We start from the raw sequence: 19,593 nt of genomic DNA, 5'->3' as shown, positions 1-19,593 counted from the left end.
ACAGTAACTCATTCCTATTTGATATCCATTCCCATTAGTACCGTTGTGCCAATTGTCGACTCACTCTCGATCTGTCTGAAAAAAGACTGCGCACGGGCATCCTGGGTGTACGCCACATTCAACCGCAACCAGTCACACGCTTCACCTTGAGGCAAGAACGTCGAACCCCGGGACAACTGCACTTGCAGTTGCGCGGCGATCTGCTGCACCCGCTCGGCCGACACGTGCCGGGGCCTGGCCCACACGAACAGGCCTCCGCTCGGTTCGGCGAAGACCTGCCAATAAGCCGGATCGAGCTGCCGCAGCGTGCTCGCCATCTGCTTGTTCAAGCGCAGGCGCAAGCGTTGGATCAACTTGCGATACGCGCCGTTGGCCAACAAGGTTGCCACGACGTTTTCCGCCAGCAATGAGCAGCCGATACCGGTGACCATTTTGATTTCGGCCAGGCGGTTGATGATTTCGGGTTGGGCGACCACGTAACCGATGCGCAACGAACTGGACAACGTCTTGGAAAAACTCGCCAGGTATATCACCCGGTCCAGGGCGTCGAGGGAGGCCAGGCGAGACGTCGGGCCGTTCTGGAAATCGGCGTAGATATCGTCCTCGATGAGACGAAAGTCATGCAGTGTCGCCAGTTGCAACAGGCGATACGCCACGCTGGGCGCCAGGCTCGTGCCGGTGGGGTTCTGGTACATGCTATTGATGAAGAAATACGACGGTCGATGCTCTTCGAGCAGCCGCTCCAGGCTGGCGATGTCCGGCCCTTGCGCGGTTCTCGGGACCGACAGGGTCCTGACCCCGTGCAACTTCAGCAGGTTGAACAGGTTGTAATAACCAGGGCTTTCCACCAGCACCAGGTCACCCGGCTTGAGCAGCGTGCGCACCAACAGGTCGAGACCGTGGCTGGCGCCTTGGGTGGTGAGGATCTGACGGGGATCGACATGAATGTCGATCAGGCCCAGCCGCTTCTGGATGTGCAGCCGCAGATGAGCGGAGCCCAACGGCGTGCTGTAGTTGAACAGCGCCTGATTGTCGCTGCGCACCACCTGGCGAATCGCCTGGGCCAGATCAGTGTCGTCGCGCCACGCGTCCGGCAGCCAGCCGCACCCTAGCTTGAGTTGCGTCGATTGGTGATCGAATAACGGCCACGCGAGCGTTTCTTCGACTTCCGGCGCCAACGCCTCGGGCAACTGTTGCGCCACGAAGAAACCCGAGCCATGCCGGGATTCCAGCACCCCGCTCGCCACCAACTGGTCATAAGCCTTGATCACGCTCGACAGGCTCAGGTCATTTTCCGTTGCCAGTTGGCGGATCGAAGGCATTCGAGCGCCGGCGCGGACGCCATGGGTGTTGATCCAGCCCGTGATTTGGGCGACGAGGTGCCGCAGCAGCGGCCCCTTTGCGTTGCGATCGATCTTCAGGTCCATGGCGCGGGTTCTCGATCAAGTGTTCGCTCATTTCTGACGAACAGTTAAGCATAAAAGGCGACCGTCTGTTCCTTGTTTGCGCGGTGCCCTGCCGTGATAGTCCCAAGGACTCTCTACTGCGGCTAAGGAACACTTTTGAACACACAGCAACGACACTCATGGGGATTGGCTTTCGGTCTTTGCCTGATCACCCTGGCGGTCAATCTGCAGGCGCCGCTGTACACCACTTATGCGCAGTTGTCCGGCTACGGCGCCGCTGCCACGGCAGTGGCGTTTTCCGGGTATGTGCTGGGCGTGTTGCCGGTGCTGCTGGCCTTCGGCGGATTGGCCGACCGGGTGGGCCGCAAGCCGCTGATCCTTGCGGCGCTTGGCCTGTCGATGCTGGCGACGGTGGTCACGATGCTTTGGCCGAACCTGATCGCCCTGGGCGTGGCGCGCCTGTTGATGGGCGTCGGGACCGGGCTGGCCTCGGCGACCTCGACTGCGTACATGATGGAGCTGATGCCGACGTGCGACGCCCGTTCGCCGGCTAACCGAGTCACGGCCAGTACGTCGCTGGGTTTTGGCCTGGGCGCGGCGTTGACCAGCCTGTTTTTGCTCGCCCTTCCCAGCGTCACGCCTGGCAGCTTCTGGTTGCAGTTGATGCTCGCTGCCTTGGCCCTGGTCGTGGTCTGGCGCCTGCCGGACCCCGCCGAGAGAATCAAGCATGCGCCGTTGCTACGCCTGCCTGTGTTTCCGAGTGGCAGCCTACCCTACAGCTTCTCCATGCTGCTGGCCTGGGCGACGTCGGGCCTGGTGATCGCCATCCTGCCTTCGGTGCTCGCCGCTCATGACTTGCAGCAATGGTCCGGCCTGTCGACATTCACGGTCATCAGCTGTGGGTTGGTCTTTCAGCCCTGGGTACGCCGCATGCATCCGGCCAGGGCCACCGGATTGGGATTGTTGGTTTTGCCTCTGAGTTACGCCCTGCTGGCCTGGGGCGCGAGCGAGGGTTCGCTGCCCGCCGTGTTGTTGGGTGCGCTGGGCGCCAGCAGCGCATGCTACGGTTTTCTTTACTTGGGTGGATTGTCGGCCATCACCGCCATGGCCGGTGCGCAGAAGGCCCGGGTCACGGCCGGATTCTTCCTGTTCGCCTATGTCGGGTTCAGTATCCCGGTAGTGGTGACGGGGTTGCTGGCCGATCATTTCGGCGCTGATGTGGCGCTGATCGTGTTCGGCCTGGCGCTGCTGGCAGGTGCCTCTATCACCGGGCTGCTAATCGTGCGGACAGCTGCTTTCATCGCCCAACCGTCTCATGGCTGAACGCACGCCCACTTAAATGGCAAGGGGATTTATCGGCGACAAATTCGTATACCATATCCCCAAATCAGCCGAACGACCTGCCGCCGTGACTTTATCCAAGTTCAATCTGCCTGATCTGGGCAACACCCCTTCCACCTCGGAAATCATCACCCGGCATCTGCGCGATGCCATCGTGGCCGGACATTTTGCCGAGGACGAGCCGATTCGCCAGGACGACATCGCCCGGCAGTTCAACGTCAGCAAGATCCCCGTGCGCGAAGCCCTCAAGCGCCTGGAGGCCGAAGGGTTGGTGATGTTCCAGCGCAACCGCGGCGCCATGGTCACGCGCATGTCCGAGGCTGAGCTGGCGCAGATGTTCGAGGTGCGGATGTTGTTGGAGGACAAAGTCCTGCGCCTGGCGATTCCCAACATGACCGAAGCGACCTTCGCCCGGGCTGAAAGCATCTGCCGGGAATTCATCGGTGAAGACGACGTCGGCCGCTGGGCAGAGCTGAACTGGCAGCTGCACGCCTGCCTCTACGAACCGGCGCAACGGCCCTTCATGGTGGGGTTGATCCGCTCGGTCCACGACAAGCTGGAACGTTACCTGCGCATGCAGATGAGCCTGTCCGCCGGCAAGGAGCGCGCCGATCATGAGCACCGGGACATCGTTGATGCCTGCCGCGCCGGTGACGTAGAGCGTGCGGTAAAACTGCTGGACGAGCATATCGCCGGTGTCTGCAAGACGCTGTTCGAGTTTCTGCCTTCGAGTCGGTAATGCATCTTGGCGCTGTGCCGATTTCGTCACGCACGGCAGATAAAACCCTCAAGCCGCCAGCCCTCGACACGGGCCACGCTTGCCTTCACTCACCTGAACGGACGTGGCGCCATGAAACGCATCACCGTGATCGACTCCCACACCGGCGGCGAACCGACCCGATTGGTCACCGAAGGTTTCCCCGACTTGGGCCAAGGCAGCATGGCCGAGCGCCGGCAACGGCTGGCCGACCAGCATGACGCCTGGCGCACCGCGTGCGTGCTGGAACCACGCGGCAGCGATGTGCTGGTGGGCGCCTTGCTCTGCGAACCGGTGGACCCGTCGGCCTGTGCCGGGGTGATCTTCTTCAACAACAGCGGGTACCTGGGCATGTGCGGCCACGGCACCATCGGCCTGGTGGCGTCACTCGCGCATCTGGGCAGGATCGGTCCCGGCGTGCACAGCATCGAAACGCCGGTGGGCACCGTGCAGGCGACGCTGCATGACGATCACAGCGTCAGCGTGCGCAACGTACCGGCCTACCGTTATCGCCAGGCGCTGCGCCTGGAAGTGCCCGGCATCGGCCCGGTGGTGGGCGATGTGGCGTGGGGCGGCAACTGGTTTTTCCTGGTCGCCGACCACGGCCAGCGCGTGGCCGGTGACAACCTCGACGCGCTGACCGCCTACACCTTTGCGGTCCAGCAGGCTTTGGAGCAACAAGGCTTTCGTGGCGAAGACGGCGGGCTGATCGACCACATCGAACTGTTCGCCGAGGATCCCCATGCCGACAGCCGAAACTTCGTGCTCTGCCCAGGCAAGGCCTATGACCGGTCTCCGTGCGGCACCGGTACCAGCGCCAAACTGGCGTGCCTGGCGGCCGACGGCAAACTGCAGCCCGGGCAGATCTGGCGCCAGGCCAGTGTTATCGGCAGCCAATTCGAAGGTTCTTATGAGCGCTCGGGCGAGCGCATCGTGCCGACCATTCGCGGCCGAGCCTACATCAGCGCGGAGTCCACACTGATCATCGACCCGGACGACCCGTTCGCCTGGGGCATTCGTTCGTGAACGAAGGCCACGCCGCCGATGTGATCATCATCGGCGCCGGGATCATCGGCGCCGCCTGCGCCCGGACCTTGGCCCGGCGTGGCTTGCGGGTGCTGGTGCTGGACGCCGGTTGGCACGGCGCCACGGCCGCCGGCATGGGCCATCTGCTGGTGCTCGACGACAACCCGGCGGAACTGGCCCTGAGCCAATATTCCCTGCAGCGATGGCGCGAACTGGCGCCCGATCTGCCCCAAAGCTGCGCCTGGCGCAATAACGGTACGCTGTGGCTGGCGGCCAACGCCGAAGAAATGGCCGTGGCCCACAGCAAATACCTGAACCTGATAGCCCATGGCGAGGCCTGCGAATTGCTCGGTTGCGCCGCGCTGCACCAGCGCGAACCGGAACTGCGGGCAGGCCTGGAAGGTGGGTTGCTGATCAAGGGCGACGGCATTCTCTATGCGCCCGCCGCTGCCCAGTGGATGCTCGATCACGACAACATTTGCCAACAGCGTGCCGAAGTCAGCGAAGTCGACGGCCACCGCGTACGCCTCGCCGATGGTCGCTGGCTGAGCGCCGAAGCCGTGGTGCTGGCCAACGGCATCCAGGCCACCGAGCTGTGCCCGGAGCTGCCGATCGAACCCAAGAAAGGGCATCTGTTGATCACCGATCGCTACCCCGCCACCGTCACCCACACACTGGTCGAGCTGGGCTATGTCACCAGCGCCCACAACGCCAGCGGGCCATCGGTGGCGTGCAATATCCAGCCGCGACCCACCGGGCAACTGTTCATCGGCGCCTCGCGGCAATTTGGCAACGTCGATCCACAGGTGGAAGGCTGGATGTTGGCAAAGATGCTCAAGCGCGCCGTGGACTACATGCCAGGGCTGGCACAGCTCAACGGCATTCGGGCCTGGACCGGTTTTCGCGCGGCGAGCCCCGACGGCCTGCCACTGGTGGGTCAACATCCACAGCGCAAGGGCCTGTGGCTGGCGGTGGGTCATGAAGGACTGGGCGTGACCACTGCCCCTGCGACCGCCGATCTGCTGGCCGCGCAGCTGTTCAACGAAGCTTCGCCGCTTGCCCCGCAGCCTTACCTGCCACAGCGCTTCCTGGGAGAACCTGCCCATGCCTGAATTATTCCTCGATGGCCGTCCATTGTCGGTTGCCGACGGCACCAGCGTCGCGGCGGCGTTGGCCCTGGGCGCGGACGGCTGCAGCCGCACCTCGGTGACCGGCCAGCGTCGCGCGCCCTTGTGCGGCATGGGCGTCTGCCAGGAATGCCGGGTGATGATCGACGGCCGTCGGCGGCTGGCCTGCCAGACGCTATGCCACGAAGGCATGCAGGTGCGCACCCGACCATGAACGAATCCACTGATATTCTGATCATCGGCGCCGGCCCTGCCGGCATGGCGGCGGCCCTGGCCGCGGCAAGCAGCGGCTTACGCATCGTCCTACTGGACGATAACCCGATCCCGGGCGGACAGATCTGGCGCGACGGTCCCCAAGCCCACCTCCCCACCGAAGCACGTCGGCTACGCGACCGCTTGCAGGGTTGCCGCAACATACAGTGCCGCACCGGCACCCGGGTGATCGCCAGTGCCGCTGAGAAAACCCTGCTGGTGGAAGATGCCGAACGGGGTTGGCTGATCAGCTACGACCGCTTGATCCTCTGCACCGGCGCCCGCGAGCTGCTGCTGCCCTTCCCCGGCTGGACGCTGCCCGGCGTCACCGGCGCCGGCGGTCTGCAAGCGCTGATCAAGGGCGGCTTGCCGGTGCGTGGCGAACGCCTGGTTGTGGCCGGCAGCGGCCCGCTGTTGCTGGCCAGCGCGGCCACGGCGAGACATCACGGGGCGCAGGTGCTACGAATCGCCGAACAGGCCAGCCGCTGCGCCGTGGCCGGTTTCGCCATGCAACTGCCGCGCTGGCCGGGTAAATTCCTGCAATCGTTCAGCCTGTTCGACGGGCACTACCGCACCGCCACCCACGTGCTGGAAGCGTTCGGAACAGACAAGCTCGAAGGCGTGCGCCTGCTGCAACACGGCAAAACCGTGGAACTGGCCGTCGACCGGTTGGCCTGTGGCTTCGGCCTTGTTCCCAATACCCAGCTGGGCCAGGCATTGGGCTGCGGCCTTGACGCACAGGCCCTGGCGGTCGATGCCTGGCAAGCCACCACTCGCCCTCAGCACTATGCCGCAGGTGAATGCACCGGTTTCGGCGGCAGCGAACTGGCCTTGGTGGAAGGTGCCATCGCCGGCCATGCTGCCGTTGGGGATGCCTTGGCAGCGGAACGCCTGTGGTCTCGTCGTACACGCTGGCAAGGTTTTGCCCGGTCGCTGAATACTGCCTTTGAGCTGGATGTGCGCTTGAAGCAGTTGGTTCGGGATGACACGTTGGTTTGTCGCTGTGAGGACGTGTCTTTTGGCGAGCTGAGCAGTCGTGGGAACTGGCGTGAGGCCAAACTGGCGAGTCGTTGTGGGATGGGGGCTTGTCAGGGGCGGGTTTGTGGTGCGGCGCTTGAGCATTTGCTGGGCTGGACGCCGCCCCTTCCGCGTCCGCCGTTTAGTCCGGCGCGGATTGAGACGCTGCTGTGCCTGGAAGAGACTCCACCTGCTTGAGTGCGCGTCTGGTGGTGTTTTTCGGATTTTTGCGTGTATATCCGGTTTTTTGGTGAAGGCTGCTAATGGTTTCGCTTTTACAGCGACTCACTTTTATGAAGCGTAAAAGTAAGCAAAACGCTTTTGCCCCACCACTCGGCACCTCGCCTAGGCTCGGTGTGCCTGAACGAAGGCATTGCTCCGTGGGCCGCCGCGAAGGGCCATCCATGGCCCAGCGCGGCTAACCCGGCATCCATGCCGGGTTGCCCACTGCGCAATACCTTCGTTCAGCCAGCGTGGTTAACGGGGCTCCGAGATCAACGTCCACCACGAGGCGGCCTGATAGCCGACCTGTCTGTAGGTGATCGCGTTCCTCCTGTGGGAGGTCTTGGTCTTCGAAAGACCTGCTGAACTCAAGAAAAACGATACCCCCGTGGCGAGGGAGCTTGCTCCCGCTCGGCTGCGCAGCAGTCGTAAAATGCAACCCTGCGATTATCCAGATACACCTTGCTGAACGGTTTTGGGTCTGCTGCGCAGCCCAGCGGGAGCAAGCTCCCTCGCCACAGGTTTATCGTTTGCTTTCGAAAGCGGCATTTGCTTGTGGGAGTGAAAACCAAGGTACTTTCGTCATCCTGCCAACTGCCATCGCGAGCAAACCCGTACTCACGGGAGAAACGCGATCCCAACCAAAACCAGGTCGGCTATAAGGCCGCCTCGCGGTGGACGTTGATCTCGGCGCCCCGTTAACCACGCTGGCCGAACGCAGGCGTTGTGGAGTGGGTATCCCGGCATGGATGCCGGGATAGCCGCGCTGGCCCATGGATGGGCCTCGCGGCGGGCCCACGGAGCAATGCCGGAGTGAGGGCATGCCGAGCCTTAGCGAGGCACCAAGTGGTGGGGCAAAAGCGTTTTGCTTACTTTTACGCTTCATAAAAGTGAGTCGCTGTAAAAGCGAAACCATTAGCAGCCACAACCACAAAAACGGATATGTACGCAAAAAACGCCCCACGACAAACATCAATCCCCAGACGAACACGTGACAAACACATCCCCCTCAATCAACACTCACCCCCTCACCAAAAAAAGACGAAGCAGGCCATGTACCCCTCGCTCTCATCCTTCGCACCGTGCAACCTCGACACCTTGCTGGAAAGCCTGAAACCCATAGCACCCTTGCTCGACACCCTCACGGACACGGTGTTCTTCATCAAGGACCGTCAAGCCCGCTACGCCTTCGTCAACCGAACCCTCACCCGGCGCTGCGGTTTCAAGCACAGCGACGATCTGATCGGCCTCACCGCCGAACAAGTATTCCCGGAGCGCTTCGGCCCGCTGTACACCGAGCAGGATCGACGAGTGCTCGCCAGCGGACGAGAGCTGGCCGACCAACTCGAACTGCACCTTTACTACGGCAATCAGCCCGTGTGGTGCCTCACCCACAAACTCGCCCTGCACGAACCCGGCGGCCAAATTGTCGGTCTGGCCGGCATCTCTCGCGATCTGCAACGACCGCAATCGGGCCACCCGGCTTTTCAGAAGCTGGCTGCGGTGGACGCGCACATCAAGCAGCACTTCGCTCGCCCCATCAGCCTCGCCGAGCTGACCGCCATTGCCGGGTTTTCAGTGGCGCAACTGGAGCGACACTGCAAACGCATCTTCCAACTCACGCCGCGCCAGATGATCCAAAAAGCGCGGCTTGACGAGGCTTCGCGACTGCTGTTGGAAAAGGACCTGCCCATCACCGAGATCGCCCTGCGCTGTGGATACACCGACCACAGTGCGTTCAGCCGCCAGTTCCGCGCGCTGACCAGCCTTTCGCCGAGTCAGTACCGTGAAAACCTGCCCTGAAGCTGTTCCTTTACAGGGCGTTTATTGGCGCGATTGCTCCCATCTGTAACACCGTGCCTGCGTGTCCCCACCGGATGCTGATGCGCTCACAATCCAGTAAAACAATGTTTATCAACGGCTTATCGACAAGCTCGGAATAAAGGCAAAGAGGCACGCCATTTGCTTATCTAATATCGTATACGAAATCCTCAATACGATATCTCACCGCATTTATTCGACAGCGAGGCATTTATGAAAAACCCTGCATTGGCCGTAGCCCTCAGCGTTGTGCTTTTCCCTCTGCTCTCCCTTCCCGCCCAGGCTGACAAGCTCGACGACATCATCGGTTCGGGCAAACTGCGTTGCGCCGTGACCCTGGATTTCCCGCCCATGGGCTTTCGCGATGAAAGCAACAAGCCTGCCGGCTTCGACGTTGACTATTGTCACGACCTGGCGAAGGTCCTCGGCGTCGATGCCGAAGTGGTTGAAACGCCGTTCTCCGACCGAATCCCCGCGCTGCTTTCAGGCCGCGCCGATGTGATCGTCGCCTCCACCTCCGACACCTTGGAGCGGGCCAAGACCGTTGGCCTGACCGTTCCCTACTTCGCCTTCCAGATGGTCGTGCTGACCCGCGACGACACCGGCATCAACAGCTACGCCGACCTCAAGGGCAAGAAACTCGGCAACACCAGCAGCACCTATGAAGCCATTGCCCTGGAAAAAGACCAGAAGAGCTGGGGCAGCGGTAGCTTTCGCGCGTATCAATCGCAGAACGACACCCTGTTGGCGGTTGCCCAGGGGCACATCGATGCGACCGTGGTGACCAACACCGTGGCCGCCGCGACGATCAAGTCGGGCAAGTACAAGGGTTTGAAAATCGCCGGTGATGCGCCTTATGTCATCGACTACGTGTCCCTCGGCGCCAAGCGCAGCGAATATGGCCTGATCAATTACCTCAACCTCTTCGTCAACCAACAGGTGCGCACCGGCCGGTACAAGGAGCTGTTCGTCAAATGGGTCGGCACCGAAATCCCGCCGGCCAACCTGACCGTGCCCCAGGTCTACTACTGAGGATCGGGGCATGCCAAGCACGCCTACCTGCTTGCAGGGCCGCAGCCTGGTCGAGGGTGCCGCCGAGGGCACCCTGCTGTTCGCCGACGTCGGCCTGAGTTTCTGGGGCGGAGTCGACCCGGCCACGGGCGAAGTCATTGACCGGCACCACCCCCTCAGCGGCGAACGCATGGCCGGTCGGGTGCTGGCGATTCCCAGCGGACGCGGTTCCTGCACCGGCAGCAGCGTACTGATGGAACTCATCAGCAACGGCCACGCACCGGCTGCCCTGGTACTGGCCGAGGCTGACGAAATCCTCGCTTTGGGCGTGCTGGTGGCCGAGGTGATTTTCCAGCGATCACTGCCGGTTTTATGCATCGGACACGAGGCGTTCAACCGATTGCGCGGGCAAGGATTCGCTCGGGTCGAAGGCAACCGCTTGACCTTGTCGGGGCGCCGACCCAACGATCAATGGCGCGACACAGCCAGTCTCCCGCAGTCGTCTTTGCCTTCCACTGTCCGCTTGAACGAGCGGGATCAGGCGCTGCTCGACGGTGCCCACGGCAAGGCGGCCCAAGTGGCGATGCAAATCGTCCTGCGCATGGCCGACATCCAGGGCGCCACTGAGCTGCTGGACATCACCCAGGCGCACATCGACGGCTGTATCTACACCGGTCCGGCCAGCCTGCGCTTCGCCGAACAACTGGTGCAGTGGGGCGCGAAAGTCTGCGTGCCGACCACCCTCAATTCGATTTCCGTGGACCAGCGCCGCTGGCGCGAGTTGGGCGTCGACCCGGCCTTGGGCGAGCCGGCCTTGGGCGAGCCGGCCAGTGCGTTAGGCGATGCCTACATGGCGATGGGCGCGCAGCTGAGTTTCACGTGCGCGCCCTACCTGCTGGACACCGCGCCGAAGGCCGGCGAGCAGATCGTCTGGGCCGAATCCAATGCGGTGGTCTACGCCAACAGCGTGCTCGGTGCCCGCACGCAGAAGTACCCGGACTTCCTCGATATCTGCATCGCCCTGTGTGCTCGTGCACCGTTGGCCGGCTGCCATCTCGATGATCAGCGCAAGGCCGGCCTGATCGTCGAGGTGCCCAGCCTTGGTCCGGTGGACGATAGCTTCTATCCGCTGCTCGGTTACCACGTTGGCAGTTTGGCAGGCCGGCGCATTCCGCTGATACGGGGGTTGGAGAACGCCGCCCCCACCCTGGACGACTTGAAAGCCTTCGGCGCAGCATTTGCCACCACCAGCGCCGCGCCGTTGTTCCACATCGCTGGCGTCACGCCGGAAGCCATCGACCCGGAAGATGTCCTGGACCACGACGCCGTGCTGCCGCTGGAAATTGTCAACGCCGCGGGTTTGCTTGCCAGTTGGCGCGAACTCAACAGCGCCCGCCACGGCCACGTCGACGTGGTTTCCCTGGGTAACCCGCATTTTTCCCTGAGCGAATTCGCCGCCCTGGCGCAGCTATGCGCAGGCCGGGGCAAGCACCCCGACGTGGTGCTGGCAATCACCTGTGGCCGTGCCGTGCTCGAGCAAGCTCGCCTGGCAGGTCACCTGGACGCCATCGTGGCGTTCGGCGCAACGCTGGTCACCGACACCTGCTGGTGCATGTTGGGCGAACCCGTGATCCCGCCCGCCGCCACGACCCTGATGACCAACTCGGGCAAATACGCCCATTACGCGCCGGGCCTGGTGGGTCGCGGCGTGCACTTCGCCAGCCTCGGCGATTGCGTCGAGGCCGCCTGCACCGCCACGGCCAGCGGCGAGCCGCCACTGTGGCTGCAACCCACCGCACGCAAGGGGACCGCACGTCATGTTTGACTACAGCTTCCAATGGCGCCCGGCCCTGCGCGCCTTGCCCGACATGCTCGCCGGGGCTTGGGTGACCTTCGAGACCGCCGCGCTGTCGATGATCTTCGGCGTGCTGATCGCCCTGGTGCTGACGGTGATGCGCCAGGCCCGCCATCCGTTGCTGCGCGGCGTGGGTAATGGCTGGGTGTCGATCGCCCGCAACACGCCCTCGCTGTTCCAGATCTACATCCTCTACTTCGGCCTCGGCTCACTCGGGCTACACGTCAGTTCGTGGCTGGCCTTGCTGGCCGGAATCACTTTCAACAACGCTGGCTACCTGGCGGAGAACTTTCGCGGCGGGCTCAAGGCTGTGCCGAGTACGCAGATGCGTGCCGCCCGCTCATTGGGCATGAGCGCGTTCCAGGCCTACCGGATGATCATCGTCCCGCAGCTGCTGCGCATCGTCTTCTACCCATTGACGAACCAAATGGTCTGGGCGGTCCTGATGACCTCCCTGGGCGTCGTGGTCGGCCTCAACGACGACCTCACCGGCGTCACCCAGGAATACAACGTCAAGACTTTCCGCACCTTCGAATATTTCGCCCTCGCGGCGGTGCTGTATTACCTGATCGCCAAGCTGATCGTCGGGTTGGCCCGGCTGTTGTCCTGGCGCTTGTTTCGTTACTGAGAGGGCTCGTCATGTTTTCTACCAGCCTCACCGTTAACGACGTCTTGTACCTGCTCGACGGCGCCTGGGTCACGGTGCAACTCACCGCGTGGTCGATCCTGTTGGGCACCGTCGCCGGATTGCTGTTCGGCTTGCTGCGGGCGTTGTTGCCTCGGGCCAGCTTGCCGTTGGCCTGGGTGCTCGATGTGTTTCGCAGTGTGCCGCTGCTGATCCAGTTCGTGCTGTTCAATTCCCTCAAGAGCATCGTCGGCCTGAACCTCAGCGCCTTCGCGGTCGGTTGCATCGTCCTGGGGGTCTACGCCGCCGCGTATTTCACCGAGATCGTGCGCGGCGGCGTGCTGGCGGTGCCGTTGAGCACCCGACGGGCCAGTCGGTCCCTGGGCATGACCTACTTGCAGGACCTGCGTTTCATCGTCCTGCCAATCGCTACACGCGTGGCTTTTCCCGGTTGGTTGAACTTGGTACTCGGCGTGATGAAGGACAGCGCCCTGGTGATGTGGATCGGGATCGTCGAACTGCTGCGCGCTTCGCAAACCATCGTGACGCGCATCCAGGAACCCCTGCTGGTGCTGTGCATCGCGGGCCTCATTTACTACGTCATGAGCCTGGTGGTCGCCCGCCTGGGCGCGCGCCTGGAAAGAAGGTGGCAAGAAAATGATTGAGATCGAAAACGTGCACAAATCCTTTGGCAACCTCGAAGTGGTCAAGGGCGTGAGCCTGACGGTGAACAAGGGCGAAGTCGTCTCGATCATCGGCGGCTCCGGCTCCGGCAAGTCGACCCTGCTGATGTGCATCAACGGTTTGGAGCCGATCCAGAAAGGCAGCATCCGCGTGGACGGCGTGGAGGTCCATGACAGCGCCACCGACCTCAACCGGTTGCGCCAGAAGATCGGCATCGTCTTCCAGCAATGGAACGCCTTTCCCCACCTGACCGTGCTGGAAAACGTGATGCTCGCGCCGCGCAAGGTGCTGGGCAAGAGCAAGCAGGACGCCGAGGCGCTGGCGGTGAAACAGCTTGAGCACGTGGGCCTGGGCGACAAGCTCAAGGCGTTCCCCGGCAAGCTGTCCGGCGGCCAACAGCAACGCATGGCAATCGCCCGGGCGCTGGCGATGTCGCCGGACTACATGTTGTTCGACGAAGCCACCTCGGCCCTCGATCCGCAGCTGGTGGGCGAAGTGCTGGACACCATGCGCATGCTCGCCGAAGACGGCATGACCATGGTGCTGGTCACCCACGAGATCCGCTTCGCCCGGGACGTCTCCGATCGCGTGGCGTTCTTCTGCAACGGGCGGGTCCATGAAATCGGGCCGCCGGACCAGGTGCTGGGCAGTCCTGTGCAGCCGGAGACGGCAGCGTTCCTCAAGTCGGTGAAATAGGAGCAACCCATGCGCTCATCCAAAGTGATTCACGTAGTGAGCTGCCACGCCGAAGGTGAAGTCGGTGATGTGATCGTCGGCGGCGTTGCCCCTCCTCCCGGCGATACCGTGTGGGAGCAATCGCGCTGGATCGCCCGGGATCAGACCCTGCGCAATTTTGTCTTGAACGAACCCCGTGGCGGCGTGTTTCGCCACGTCAACCTGTTGGTGCCGGCCAAGGACCCGCGGGCGCAAATGGCCTGGATCATCATGGAGCCGGCCGACACCCCGCCGATGTCCGGCTCCAACTCGTTGTGCGTCGCCACCGTGTTGCTGGACAGCGGCATCCTGCCGATGACCGAACCGCAGACGCGACTAGTGCTCGAAGCGCCGGGCGGCCTGATCGAGGCGCTGGCCGACTGTCGTGACGGTAAGGTGCAGCGGGTGGAAATCAAGAACGTACCCTCCTTCGCCGACCGCCTCGACGCCTGGATCGAAGTCCAAGGGCTGGGTTCGCTGCAAGTGGACACTGCCTACGGTGGCGACAGTTTCGTCATCGTCGACGCCCAGCGCCTTGGCTTCACCATCCGCCCTGACGAAGCCGCCGAGCTGGTGGCCGTGGGGCTGAAGATCACCCGGGCCGCGAACGAGCAACTGGGCTTCGTGCATCCGTTGAATCCCGACTGGTCGCACATCTCGTTCTGCCAGATCGCGGCGCCCATCGTGATGGAAAACGGCGTTGCCACCGGCGCCAACGCGGTGGTCATCCAGCCCGGCAAGATCGATCGTTCGCCCACCGGAACCGGCTGTTCGGCGCGCATGGCGGTGCTGCATGCCAAAGGCTTGATGCAGGTGGGCGACCGTTTTATCGGCCGCTCGATCATCGGCTCCGAATTTCATTGCCGCATTGATTCGCTGGCCGAGCTGGACGGACGCACGGCGATTCACCCGTGCATCGCCGGGCGGGCGTGGATCACCGGGACCCACCAGTTGTTGTTGGACCCGGCGGATCCGTGGCCGCAAGGCTATCGGCTTTCAGATACCTGGCCCGGCGCATGACGTTCAGATCCACTCAAAACCTTGTGGCGAGGGGATTTATCCCCGCTGGGCTGCGCAGCAGCCCCCTGGCCCTGACTGACACACCGAATTGCCTGTACCGGGGCCGCCTCGCGCCCCAACGGGGATAAATCCCCTCGCCACATACCAAACCGGAGACAACCCATGAGCAAACGCATCAACTGGAGCGGCGTATTTCCCGCTGTCACCACGCAATTCAACGATGACTTTTCCATCAATCTGGAGAAAACCCATCAGGTCATTTCCAACGTTATCCGCGATGGTGTTTCCGGCCTGGTGGTCTGCGGCTCCGTGGGGGAAAACACCTCCCTGAGCGCCGAGGAAAAAATCGCCGTGACCGAAGTCGCGGTGGACGCTTCCCGTGGCCGGGTGCCGGTGATCTGCGGCGTGGCCGAGTTCACCAGCGTGCAGGCCGCCAAGGTTGCCAATGCCGTGCGCAAGGTTGGCGTGGACGGGGTGATGCTGATGCCAGCGCTGGTCTACGGCTCCAAGCCGTTCGAGACCGCCGAGCATTTCCGCTACGTGGCCCGCCATGCCGACGTGCCGTTGATGGTCTACAACAACCCGCCGATCTACAAGAACGACGTCACCCCCGACATCCTGATTTCCCTGGCCGACTGCGACAACGTGGTGTGCTTCAAGGATTCTTCTGGCGACACTCGGCGCTTCATCGACGTGCGCAATGAAGTCGGCGATCGTTTCGTGCTGTTCGCCGGTCTCGACGACGTAGTCTTGGAAAGCCTGGCGGTGGGTGCCGAAGGCTGGGTCTCGGGCATGTCCAACGTGTTCCCGAAAGAAGGCGAAACCATCTTCCGCCTGGCCCGCGCCGGACGCTTTGCCGAAGCCATGCCGATCTACGAATGGCTGATGCCGATCCTGCACCTGGACGCCCGCGCCGACCTGGTGCAATGCATCAAGCTGTGCGAAGCCATCGCCGGCCGCGGCAGCGCCCTCACCCGCCCACCGCGCCTGGCCTTGCCGGAAGAAGACCGGGTGTATGTGGAGCAGATCATGGCCAAGGCGCTGGCCAATCGGCCAGCTTTGCCGGATGTGGGGCTATAACCACCGACACAGTGATCGGAGCTTGTAAGTAATCCTGTTCAAGCAACAGCGGACCGGACTCTGTACGCTACAGGGCTCGGCCCGCCAAGCTTCTTTTGATTCGCGGGCCTGTAGTAGTGAACTACTTACCAGCCCTGTCTGTAGCTAGACCGCCAGCTATCTTTGTAGAGAGCCAGCGACCATTACATTAAAGAGGAAACCTATAATATATTTCTCTTACGAAGCGGGAGGTCCAAGGGCACCAGACGCCGTCGGGCAAGACCCCAGAACCTGGCGCCCCTACGAGCTCAATGTTATCTTCGACTGTAAACGCAGCCCCATCGCAGTCAAGTTGTTGATTAGCAAACAACGAGATAGACTCTGGTGCCAAATGGAATGGCCACCGCTCATTGTAAGGTTTCCGTTCACGCACGATTTTCCCCATTATCATAAACGGATCACCGGGCTGGATGTTGTTACTAATGACGGCGGAAATCTGATCCGCTAATGCCGGATTGTCGATGGCAACCACAAATTCATGCGGACCAAACGAAGACGTATCTCCGCTTGGCGAGCTAAACCCATTCTGTGTTACGAAAGAAAAATACCGAGTGTTTGGCTCTGCGATAGCGGTCGAGCTCATCGCGACAACGGCAGACAACAACAATAAGCGTAACAGCGAGTTTGTTTTCATCAACTTATATCCAATAATACCTAATTAATATCAATCCCCTGACATCAGGAGTCAACGCCGAGTTGATATTCGCACTATTCTATCCATCTTCAATCAATAATAGTTTAACCAAACACTACGATAAGACATTGGCAGGGGTGTTCTGGAATAGCCGGACATTTACCGCTATCGAGCCATCGTTACTGTATAAAAAGATATGTCAAAACAATCTTAGTACTCTTCGCTATTCAGCCTCTCCCGCAATCAACGACGCTTCTCGACGGCCATTCACAAGCGGCCCGCTGCTCTCACCGACGCAGCCGACCAACAACACCTCGCCATCGCCAGTCTTTGCTACGCTTTTGCCGGCGCTATGACGCGAACGGGAGGCGTTCATGAACTATTTCCTGGCCCAGGCCCTCAATAACCGATGGGCCAACCATCGGCTGCTGGGCGCCTGCGCACAGCTGAACACGGCGGAGTACGAGGCCTACCGGACCAGTTTCTTCCCCTCCATCCAAGCCACCTTGTGCCATATCCTCGAGGTGGACCGCTATTACCTCACCGCCCTGGAAGGTGATGTGGACGGCCAGAAGCACGACTTCTTCGAAACCTTGACCTTCGCCGAACTGAGGGCACAGCAGGAACGAACCGACCATAGGCTGGTGGCGTTCTGCGAAGCCCTGCGAGAGACAGACCTCCCTCGCGCCATCGATCTGGTGCGCTCCGACGGCGAGGTGCGCGAACGGATCGACCGATTGCTCCTGCACCTCTTCGAACATCAGATCCACCACCGCGGCCAGGTCCACACCATGCTCAGCGCCACCCACGTTGATCCGCCGCAACTCGATGAGTTTTTTCTCGATTGCGACCGCCAGTTCCGAGCCCAAGAGGAGCAGCGGCTTGAACTTGATGAGCAGCGGGTCTGGCGCGATTACCTGCCCGACTGAATCGATTCCCTCAAGGAGACCTTGCCATGAACATGACCCTTCGCTGCATCGGTTTATCTTCGATGCTGGTTGCCACCGCGGCATTCGCCCACCATGGCTGGAGCGAATACGACGCCAGCAATCCGCTGACGCTAGAAGGCACGATCAAGGAAGCCGGCTATTCCCATCCCCACGGCACCGTGCGCCTGCAAACCACCGACAAGACCTGGACCGTGGTGCTCGCACCGCCCTCGCGTATGGAAAGCCGGGGGCTGAGCAAAGACATGCTCAAGGCAGGTAACACCGCCACAGTGGTCGGCTATCCAAATCGCAATAAACCCGATGAGCTTCGCGCAGAACGCATCACCATCGGCGACAAGACCACCGAGTTGCGCTGATGCAGGACACCGCTCCAGCCGCCGGCCCGCAAGACTGGATGGACCAACTGGGCGACTCGTCCCTGGCGTTGGCCATGCGCAGCGAGCTATGGCTGTATCCGCTGGTGGAAGTGGTGCACATCATCGGTTTTTCGCTGCTGGTGGGCGCGGTGGTGATGTTCGATCTGCGCGTTCTCGGGCTGTCGAAGGACATCGCCGTGACCTCGCTGGCACGCCATCTGCTGCGCTGGGCAGTGGCAGCGCTGTTGCTGATCGTGCCTGCCGGATTGATGATGTTCAGCGCTCATCCTCAGGACTTCGCCGGCAACAATGTATTCATTCTCAAGCTCTGCCTGATCGCGGCAGCCGGCATCAATGCCCTGTTGTTCCATGTTGGACCCTACCGCTCGGTCGAGCAGTGGAACACCGGCCACAAGGCACCCGGCGTGGCCAGAACCCAGGCACTGGTGTCCGTGCTGCTATGGGTTACAGTCATTTTCTGCGGTCGATTGCTGGCCTACACCTGAACGACACCTGAAAAAAGGCGATGACCGCTGCCGGCCATCGCCAATCGCCCACCTCAGGCGCCCTCAGATCCGTGCGGGGGACACGATAATCTTCACGTTGTGCTCCTTGTTATTGACCAACTCTTCAAAGCCCTGCCCGACGATCTGCTCCAACTGGATGCGCCCGGTCACCAGCGGCGAGATGTCCAGGCGTCCGTCCGCGATGAAGGCAATCACGTCGGCAAATTCGCCGTTGTAGGCCAGCGCGCCAAGCACCTGTTTCTCGGTGGAGACCAGTTCGAAGAAGTTGAACTCGCTCGGTTCTTCGAAAATGCCCACCAACACACATTTGCCCGCCTTGCGGATCAGGTCGATGGCGAGCTTGGCGGTGTGCTTGTTGCCGATGCATTCGAAGCTGACATCGGCGCCCAAGCCACCGGTCAGGCGGCGTACCTCGGCCAGGGCGTCGCATTGGTTGGGATCGATGACATGGCTGGCGCCCACTTCCAGCGCCTTGGCCTTGCGCGCGCCGGACATTTCCAGGGCAATCACCTGGGCCGCACCGGCGGCCTTGGCGCACATGACGGTGCACAGGCCGATGGTGCCGGCGCCGACCACCACGACGTTCTGTCCCAGCAGGCTGCCGGCCTTCTTCACCGCGTGCATGCCCACCGCCAGCGGCTCGATCAACGCACCGGCCTCGGCGGGAAAGTTGGCCGGCAGTTTATAGAGCAGATTAGCCGGGACGTTGACCAGCTCGGCGAACGCACCGTTGTTCATCAACCCGGTGAACGCCAGGTTTTCGCAGATGTTGTACAGCCCGTGGGTGCAGTAGTAGCAAGTGCCGCAGTGCTGGCAGGCATCAGCGGCCACCGGCTCGCCGACACTGAAACCTTCGACGCCGGCCCCCAGCTCGACGATCTCGCCACAGAACTCATGGCCGAGGATGCACTGGCCCTTGATCCCAGTCAGCGGGTGCGGCGCGTCCACTGGGATGAACACCGGCCCGGCCACGTACTCGTGCAGGTCGGAGCCGCAGATGCCGCACCACTGCACGCGGATCTGCACCCAACCGGCGGGCGGCGAAACCGGCAGTGGCACGTCTTCGACGCGGATGTCATTGCGGCCATGCCAGACAGCGGCGCGCATGCTGTGGGTCGGCTTGATTGAA

The 19,593-nt window shown here is 62.1% G+C and carries 21 protein-coding genes; 17 read left to right on the top strand and 4 right to left on the bottom strand.

The features are described 5' to 3' along the window. Positions 1-14: 14 nt before the first annotated feature. Positions 15-1,427 (bottom strand): aminotransferase-like domain-containing protein, encoded by a 1,413-nt coding sequence (locus HU742_RS12070; protein WP_186632107.1) that lies wholly within the window; start codon positions 1,425-1,427, stop codon positions 15-17. Positions 1,428-1,562: 135 nt separating this feature from the next. Here HU742_RS12070 and HU742_RS12065 point away from each other — a divergent pair, with 135 nt between their 5' ends. The 14 genes from HU742_RS12065 to HU742_RS12000 all read left to right on the top strand — a co-directional run bounded on the left by HU742_RS12065 (position 1,563) and on the right by HU742_RS12000 (position 15,958). Continuing rightward, on the top strand, positions 1,563-2,729 hold the full coding sequence (locus HU742_RS12065; protein WP_186642639.1) for an MFS transporter: 1,167 nt from the start codon (positions 1,563-1,565) through the stop codon (positions 2,727-2,729). Positions 2,730-2,814: 85 nt separating this feature from the next. Further along, entirely contained in the window at positions 2,815-3,486 is a 672-nt protein-coding gene (locus tag HU742_RS12060; protein ID WP_186632101.1) for an FCD domain-containing protein, read from the top strand. Between the two features lie 111 nt (positions 3,487-3,597). Beyond that, positions 3,598-4,530, top strand: coding sequence for a 4-hydroxyproline epimerase (locus HU742_RS12055; protein ID WP_186632098.1), 933 nt, complete (start codon positions 3,598-3,600; stop codon positions 4,528-4,530). Next, positions 4,527-5,642, top strand: coding sequence for an FAD-dependent oxidoreductase (locus tag HU742_RS12050; protein WP_186632095.1), 1,116 nt, complete (start codon positions 4,527-4,529; stop codon positions 5,640-5,642). Before HU742_RS12055 ends, HU742_RS12050 begins: the two co-directional genes overlap by 4 nt. Then, the gene (locus HU742_RS12045; protein WP_186632092.1) at positions 5,635-5,871 is read left to right on the top strand and encodes a 2Fe-2S iron-sulfur cluster-binding protein; all 237 of its coding nucleotides are present in this window, start codon (positions 5,635-5,637) and stop codon (positions 5,869-5,871) included. The genes HU742_RS12050 and HU742_RS12045 overlap by 8 nt, the downstream gene beginning before the upstream one ends. Beyond that, positions 5,868-7,124 carry an NAD(P)/FAD-dependent oxidoreductase gene (locus HU742_RS12040; protein WP_186642638.1) on the top strand — a complete coding sequence of 419 codons (1,257 nt, stop codon included), beginning with the start codon at positions 5,868-5,870 and terminating at the stop codon, positions 7,122-7,124. Before HU742_RS12045 ends, HU742_RS12040 begins: the two co-directional genes overlap by 4 nt. 1,077 nt (positions 7,125-8,201) lie before the next feature. Beyond that, a complete protein-coding gene (locus HU742_RS12035; protein WP_186632086.1) occupies positions 8,202-8,951 on the top strand; it encodes an AraC family transcriptional regulator in 750 nt (249 codons plus the stop codon). Positions 8,952-9,182: 231 nt separating this feature from the next. Beyond that, positions 9,183-10,001, top strand: a complete 819-nt coding sequence (locus HU742_RS12030) for an ABC transporter substrate-binding protein (RefSeq protein WP_186632083.1) — start codon at positions 9,183-9,185, stop codon at positions 9,999-10,001. Between the two features lie 10 nt (positions 10,002-10,011). Further along, positions 10,012-11,805 carry a cis-3-hydroxy-L-proline dehydratase gene (lhpI, locus tag HU742_RS12025; protein WP_186642637.1) on the top strand — a complete coding sequence of 598 codons (1,794 nt, stop codon included), beginning with the start codon at positions 10,012-10,014 and terminating at the stop codon, positions 11,803-11,805. Further along, positions 11,798-12,463 carry an amino acid ABC transporter permease gene (locus HU742_RS12020; RefSeq protein WP_186610725.1) on the top strand — a complete coding sequence of 222 codons (666 nt, stop codon included), beginning with the start codon at positions 11,798-11,800 and terminating at the stop codon, positions 12,461-12,463. Before lhpI ends, HU742_RS12020 begins: the two co-directional genes overlap by 8 nt. A gap of 11 nt (positions 12,464-12,474) precedes the next feature. Then, positions 12,475-13,125, top strand: a complete 651-nt coding sequence (locus HU742_RS12015) for an amino acid ABC transporter permease (RefSeq protein WP_186642636.1) — start codon at positions 12,475-12,477, stop codon at positions 13,123-13,125. Further along, complete coding sequence (locus tag HU742_RS12010; protein WP_186632074.1) at positions 13,118-13,840, top strand: amino acid ABC transporter ATP-binding protein; 723 nt, start codon at positions 13,118-13,120, stop codon at positions 13,838-13,840. Before HU742_RS12015 ends, HU742_RS12010 begins: the two co-directional genes overlap by 8 nt. A gap of 9 nt (positions 13,841-13,849) precedes the next feature. Further along, complete coding sequence (locus tag HU742_RS12005; protein WP_186642635.1) at positions 13,850-14,878, top strand: trans-3-hydroxy-L-proline dehydratase; 1,029 nt, start codon at positions 13,850-13,852, stop codon at positions 14,876-14,878. A gap of 162 nt (positions 14,879-15,040) precedes the next feature. Then, the gene (locus tag HU742_RS12000; RefSeq protein WP_186632069.1) at positions 15,041-15,958 is read left to right on the top strand and encodes a dihydrodipicolinate synthase family protein; all 918 of its coding nucleotides are present in this window, start codon (positions 15,041-15,043) and stop codon (positions 15,956-15,958) included. Positions 15,959-16,145: 187 nt separating this feature from the next. Here HU742_RS12000 and HU742_RS27100 read toward each other — a convergent pair whose 3' ends face one another. Further along, complete coding sequence (locus HU742_RS27100; protein WP_437179898.1) at positions 16,146-16,580, bottom strand: BP74-related protein; 435 nt, start codon at positions 16,578-16,580, stop codon at positions 16,146-16,148. A gap of 274 nt (positions 16,581-16,854) precedes the next feature. After that, positions 16,855-17,007 (bottom strand): hypothetical protein, encoded by a 153-nt coding sequence (locus HU742_RS11995; protein WP_186642634.1) that lies wholly within the window; start codon positions 17,005-17,007, stop codon positions 16,855-16,857. On the opposite strand from HU742_RS11995, the gene HU742_RS11990 reads away from it, so the two are divergent. The 3 genes from HU742_RS11990 to HU742_RS11980 are packed head-to-tail and all read left to right on the top strand — an operon-like array spanning position 17,006 to position 18,443. Then, positions 17,006-17,560, top strand: coding sequence for a DinB family protein (locus HU742_RS11990; RefSeq protein WP_186642633.1), 555 nt, complete (start codon positions 17,006-17,008; stop codon positions 17,558-17,560). The two genes, HU742_RS11995 and HU742_RS11990, sit on opposite strands and share 2 nt — an antisense overlap. Before the next feature lie 26 nt (positions 17,561-17,586). Further along, complete coding sequence (locus HU742_RS11985; protein ID WP_186642632.1) at positions 17,587-17,937, top strand: DUF6152 family protein; 351 nt, start codon at positions 17,587-17,589, stop codon at positions 17,935-17,937. Then, positions 17,937-18,443, top strand: coding sequence for a DUF6644 family protein (locus tag HU742_RS11980; protein WP_202884255.1), 507 nt, complete (start codon positions 17,937-17,939; stop codon positions 18,441-18,443). Before HU742_RS11985 ends, HU742_RS11980 begins: the two co-directional genes overlap by 1 nt. 63 nt (positions 18,444-18,506) lie before the next feature. Here the strand turns inward: HU742_RS11980 and HU742_RS11975 are convergent, their stop codons facing one another. After that, positions 18,507-19,571 (bottom strand): 2,3-butanediol dehydrogenase, encoded by a 1,065-nt coding sequence (locus HU742_RS11975; protein WP_225923619.1) that lies wholly within the window; start codon positions 19,569-19,571, stop codon positions 18,507-18,509. Positions 19,572-19,593: the final 22 nt, after the last annotated feature.

It is taken from the genome of Pseudomonas marvdashtae (genome assembly GCF_014268655.2).
Classification (GTDB): Bacteria; Pseudomonadota; Gammaproteobacteria; order Pseudomonadales; family Pseudomonadaceae; genus Aquipseudomonas; species Aquipseudomonas marvdashtae.
The sequence above is the reverse complement of the archived record's forward strand: the minus strand, read 5'-3'. Positions and strand labels throughout refer to the sequence as shown.

Bases quoted from the DNA above. Each gene is read 5' to 3' on its own strand.
- HU742_RS27100 (WP_437179898.1), bottom strand. From the start codon at position 16,580: ATGAGCTCGACCGCTATCGCAGAGCCAAACACTCGGTATTTTTCTTTC.
- HU742_RS12010 (WP_186632074.1), top strand. From the start codon at position 13,118: ATGATTGAGATCGAAAACGTGCACAAATCCTTTGGCAACCTCGAAGTG.
- HU742_RS12045 (WP_186632092.1), top strand. From the start codon at position 5,635: ATGCCTGAATTATTCCTCGATGGCCGTCCATTGTCGGTTGCCGACGGC.
- HU742_RS11985 (WP_186642632.1), top strand. From the start codon at position 17,587: ATGAACATGACCCTTCGCTGCATCGGTTTATCTTCGATGCTGGTTGCC.
- HU742_RS12030 (WP_186632083.1), top strand. From the start codon at position 9,183: ATGAAAAACCCTGCATTGGCCGTAGCCCTCAGCGTTGTGCTTTTCCCT.
- HU742_RS12040 (WP_186642638.1), top strand. From the start codon at position 5,868: ATGAACGAATCCACTGATATTCTGATCATCGGCGCCGGCCCTGCCGGC.
- HU742_RS11975 (WP_225923619.1), bottom strand. From the start codon at position 19,571: ATGCGCGCCGCTGTCTGGCATGGCCGCAATGACATCCGCGTCGAAGAC.
- lhpI (WP_186642637.1), top strand. From the start codon at position 10,012: ATGCCAAGCACGCCTACCTGCTTGCAGGGCCGCAGCCTGGTCGAGGGT.
- HU742_RS11990 (WP_186642633.1), top strand. From the start codon at position 17,006: ATGAACTATTTCCTGGCCCAGGCCCTCAATAACCGATGGGCCAACCAT.
- HU742_RS12020 (WP_186610725.1), top strand. From the start codon at position 11,798: ATGTTTGACTACAGCTTCCAATGGCGCCCGGCCCTGCGCGCCTTGCCC.
- HU742_RS12000 (WP_186632069.1), top strand. From the start codon at position 15,041: ATGAGCAAACGCATCAACTGGAGCGGCGTATTTCCCGCTGTCACCACG.
- HU742_RS12005 (WP_186642635.1), top strand. From the start codon at position 13,850: ATGCGCTCATCCAAAGTGATTCACGTAGTGAGCTGCCACGCCGAAGGT.
- HU742_RS12070 (WP_186632107.1), bottom strand. From the start codon at position 1,427: ATGGACCTGAAGATCGATCGCAACGCAAAGGGGCCGCTGCTGCGGCAC.
- HU742_RS11995 (WP_186642634.1), bottom strand. From the start codon at position 17,007: ATGAACGCCTCCCGTTCGCGTCATAGCGCCGGCAAAAGCGTAGCAAAG.
- HU742_RS11980 (WP_202884255.1), top strand. From the start codon at position 17,937: ATGCAGGACACCGCTCCAGCCGCCGGCCCGCAAGACTGGATGGACCAA.
- HU742_RS12035 (WP_186632086.1), top strand. From the start codon at position 8,202: ATGTACCCCTCGCTCTCATCCTTCGCACCGTGCAACCTCGACACCTTG.
- HU742_RS12055 (WP_186632098.1), top strand. From the start codon at position 3,598: ATGAAACGCATCACCGTGATCGACTCCCACACCGGCGGCGAACCGACC.
- HU742_RS12015 (WP_186642636.1), top strand. From the start codon at position 12,475: ATGTTTTCTACCAGCCTCACCGTTAACGACGTCTTGTACCTGCTCGAC.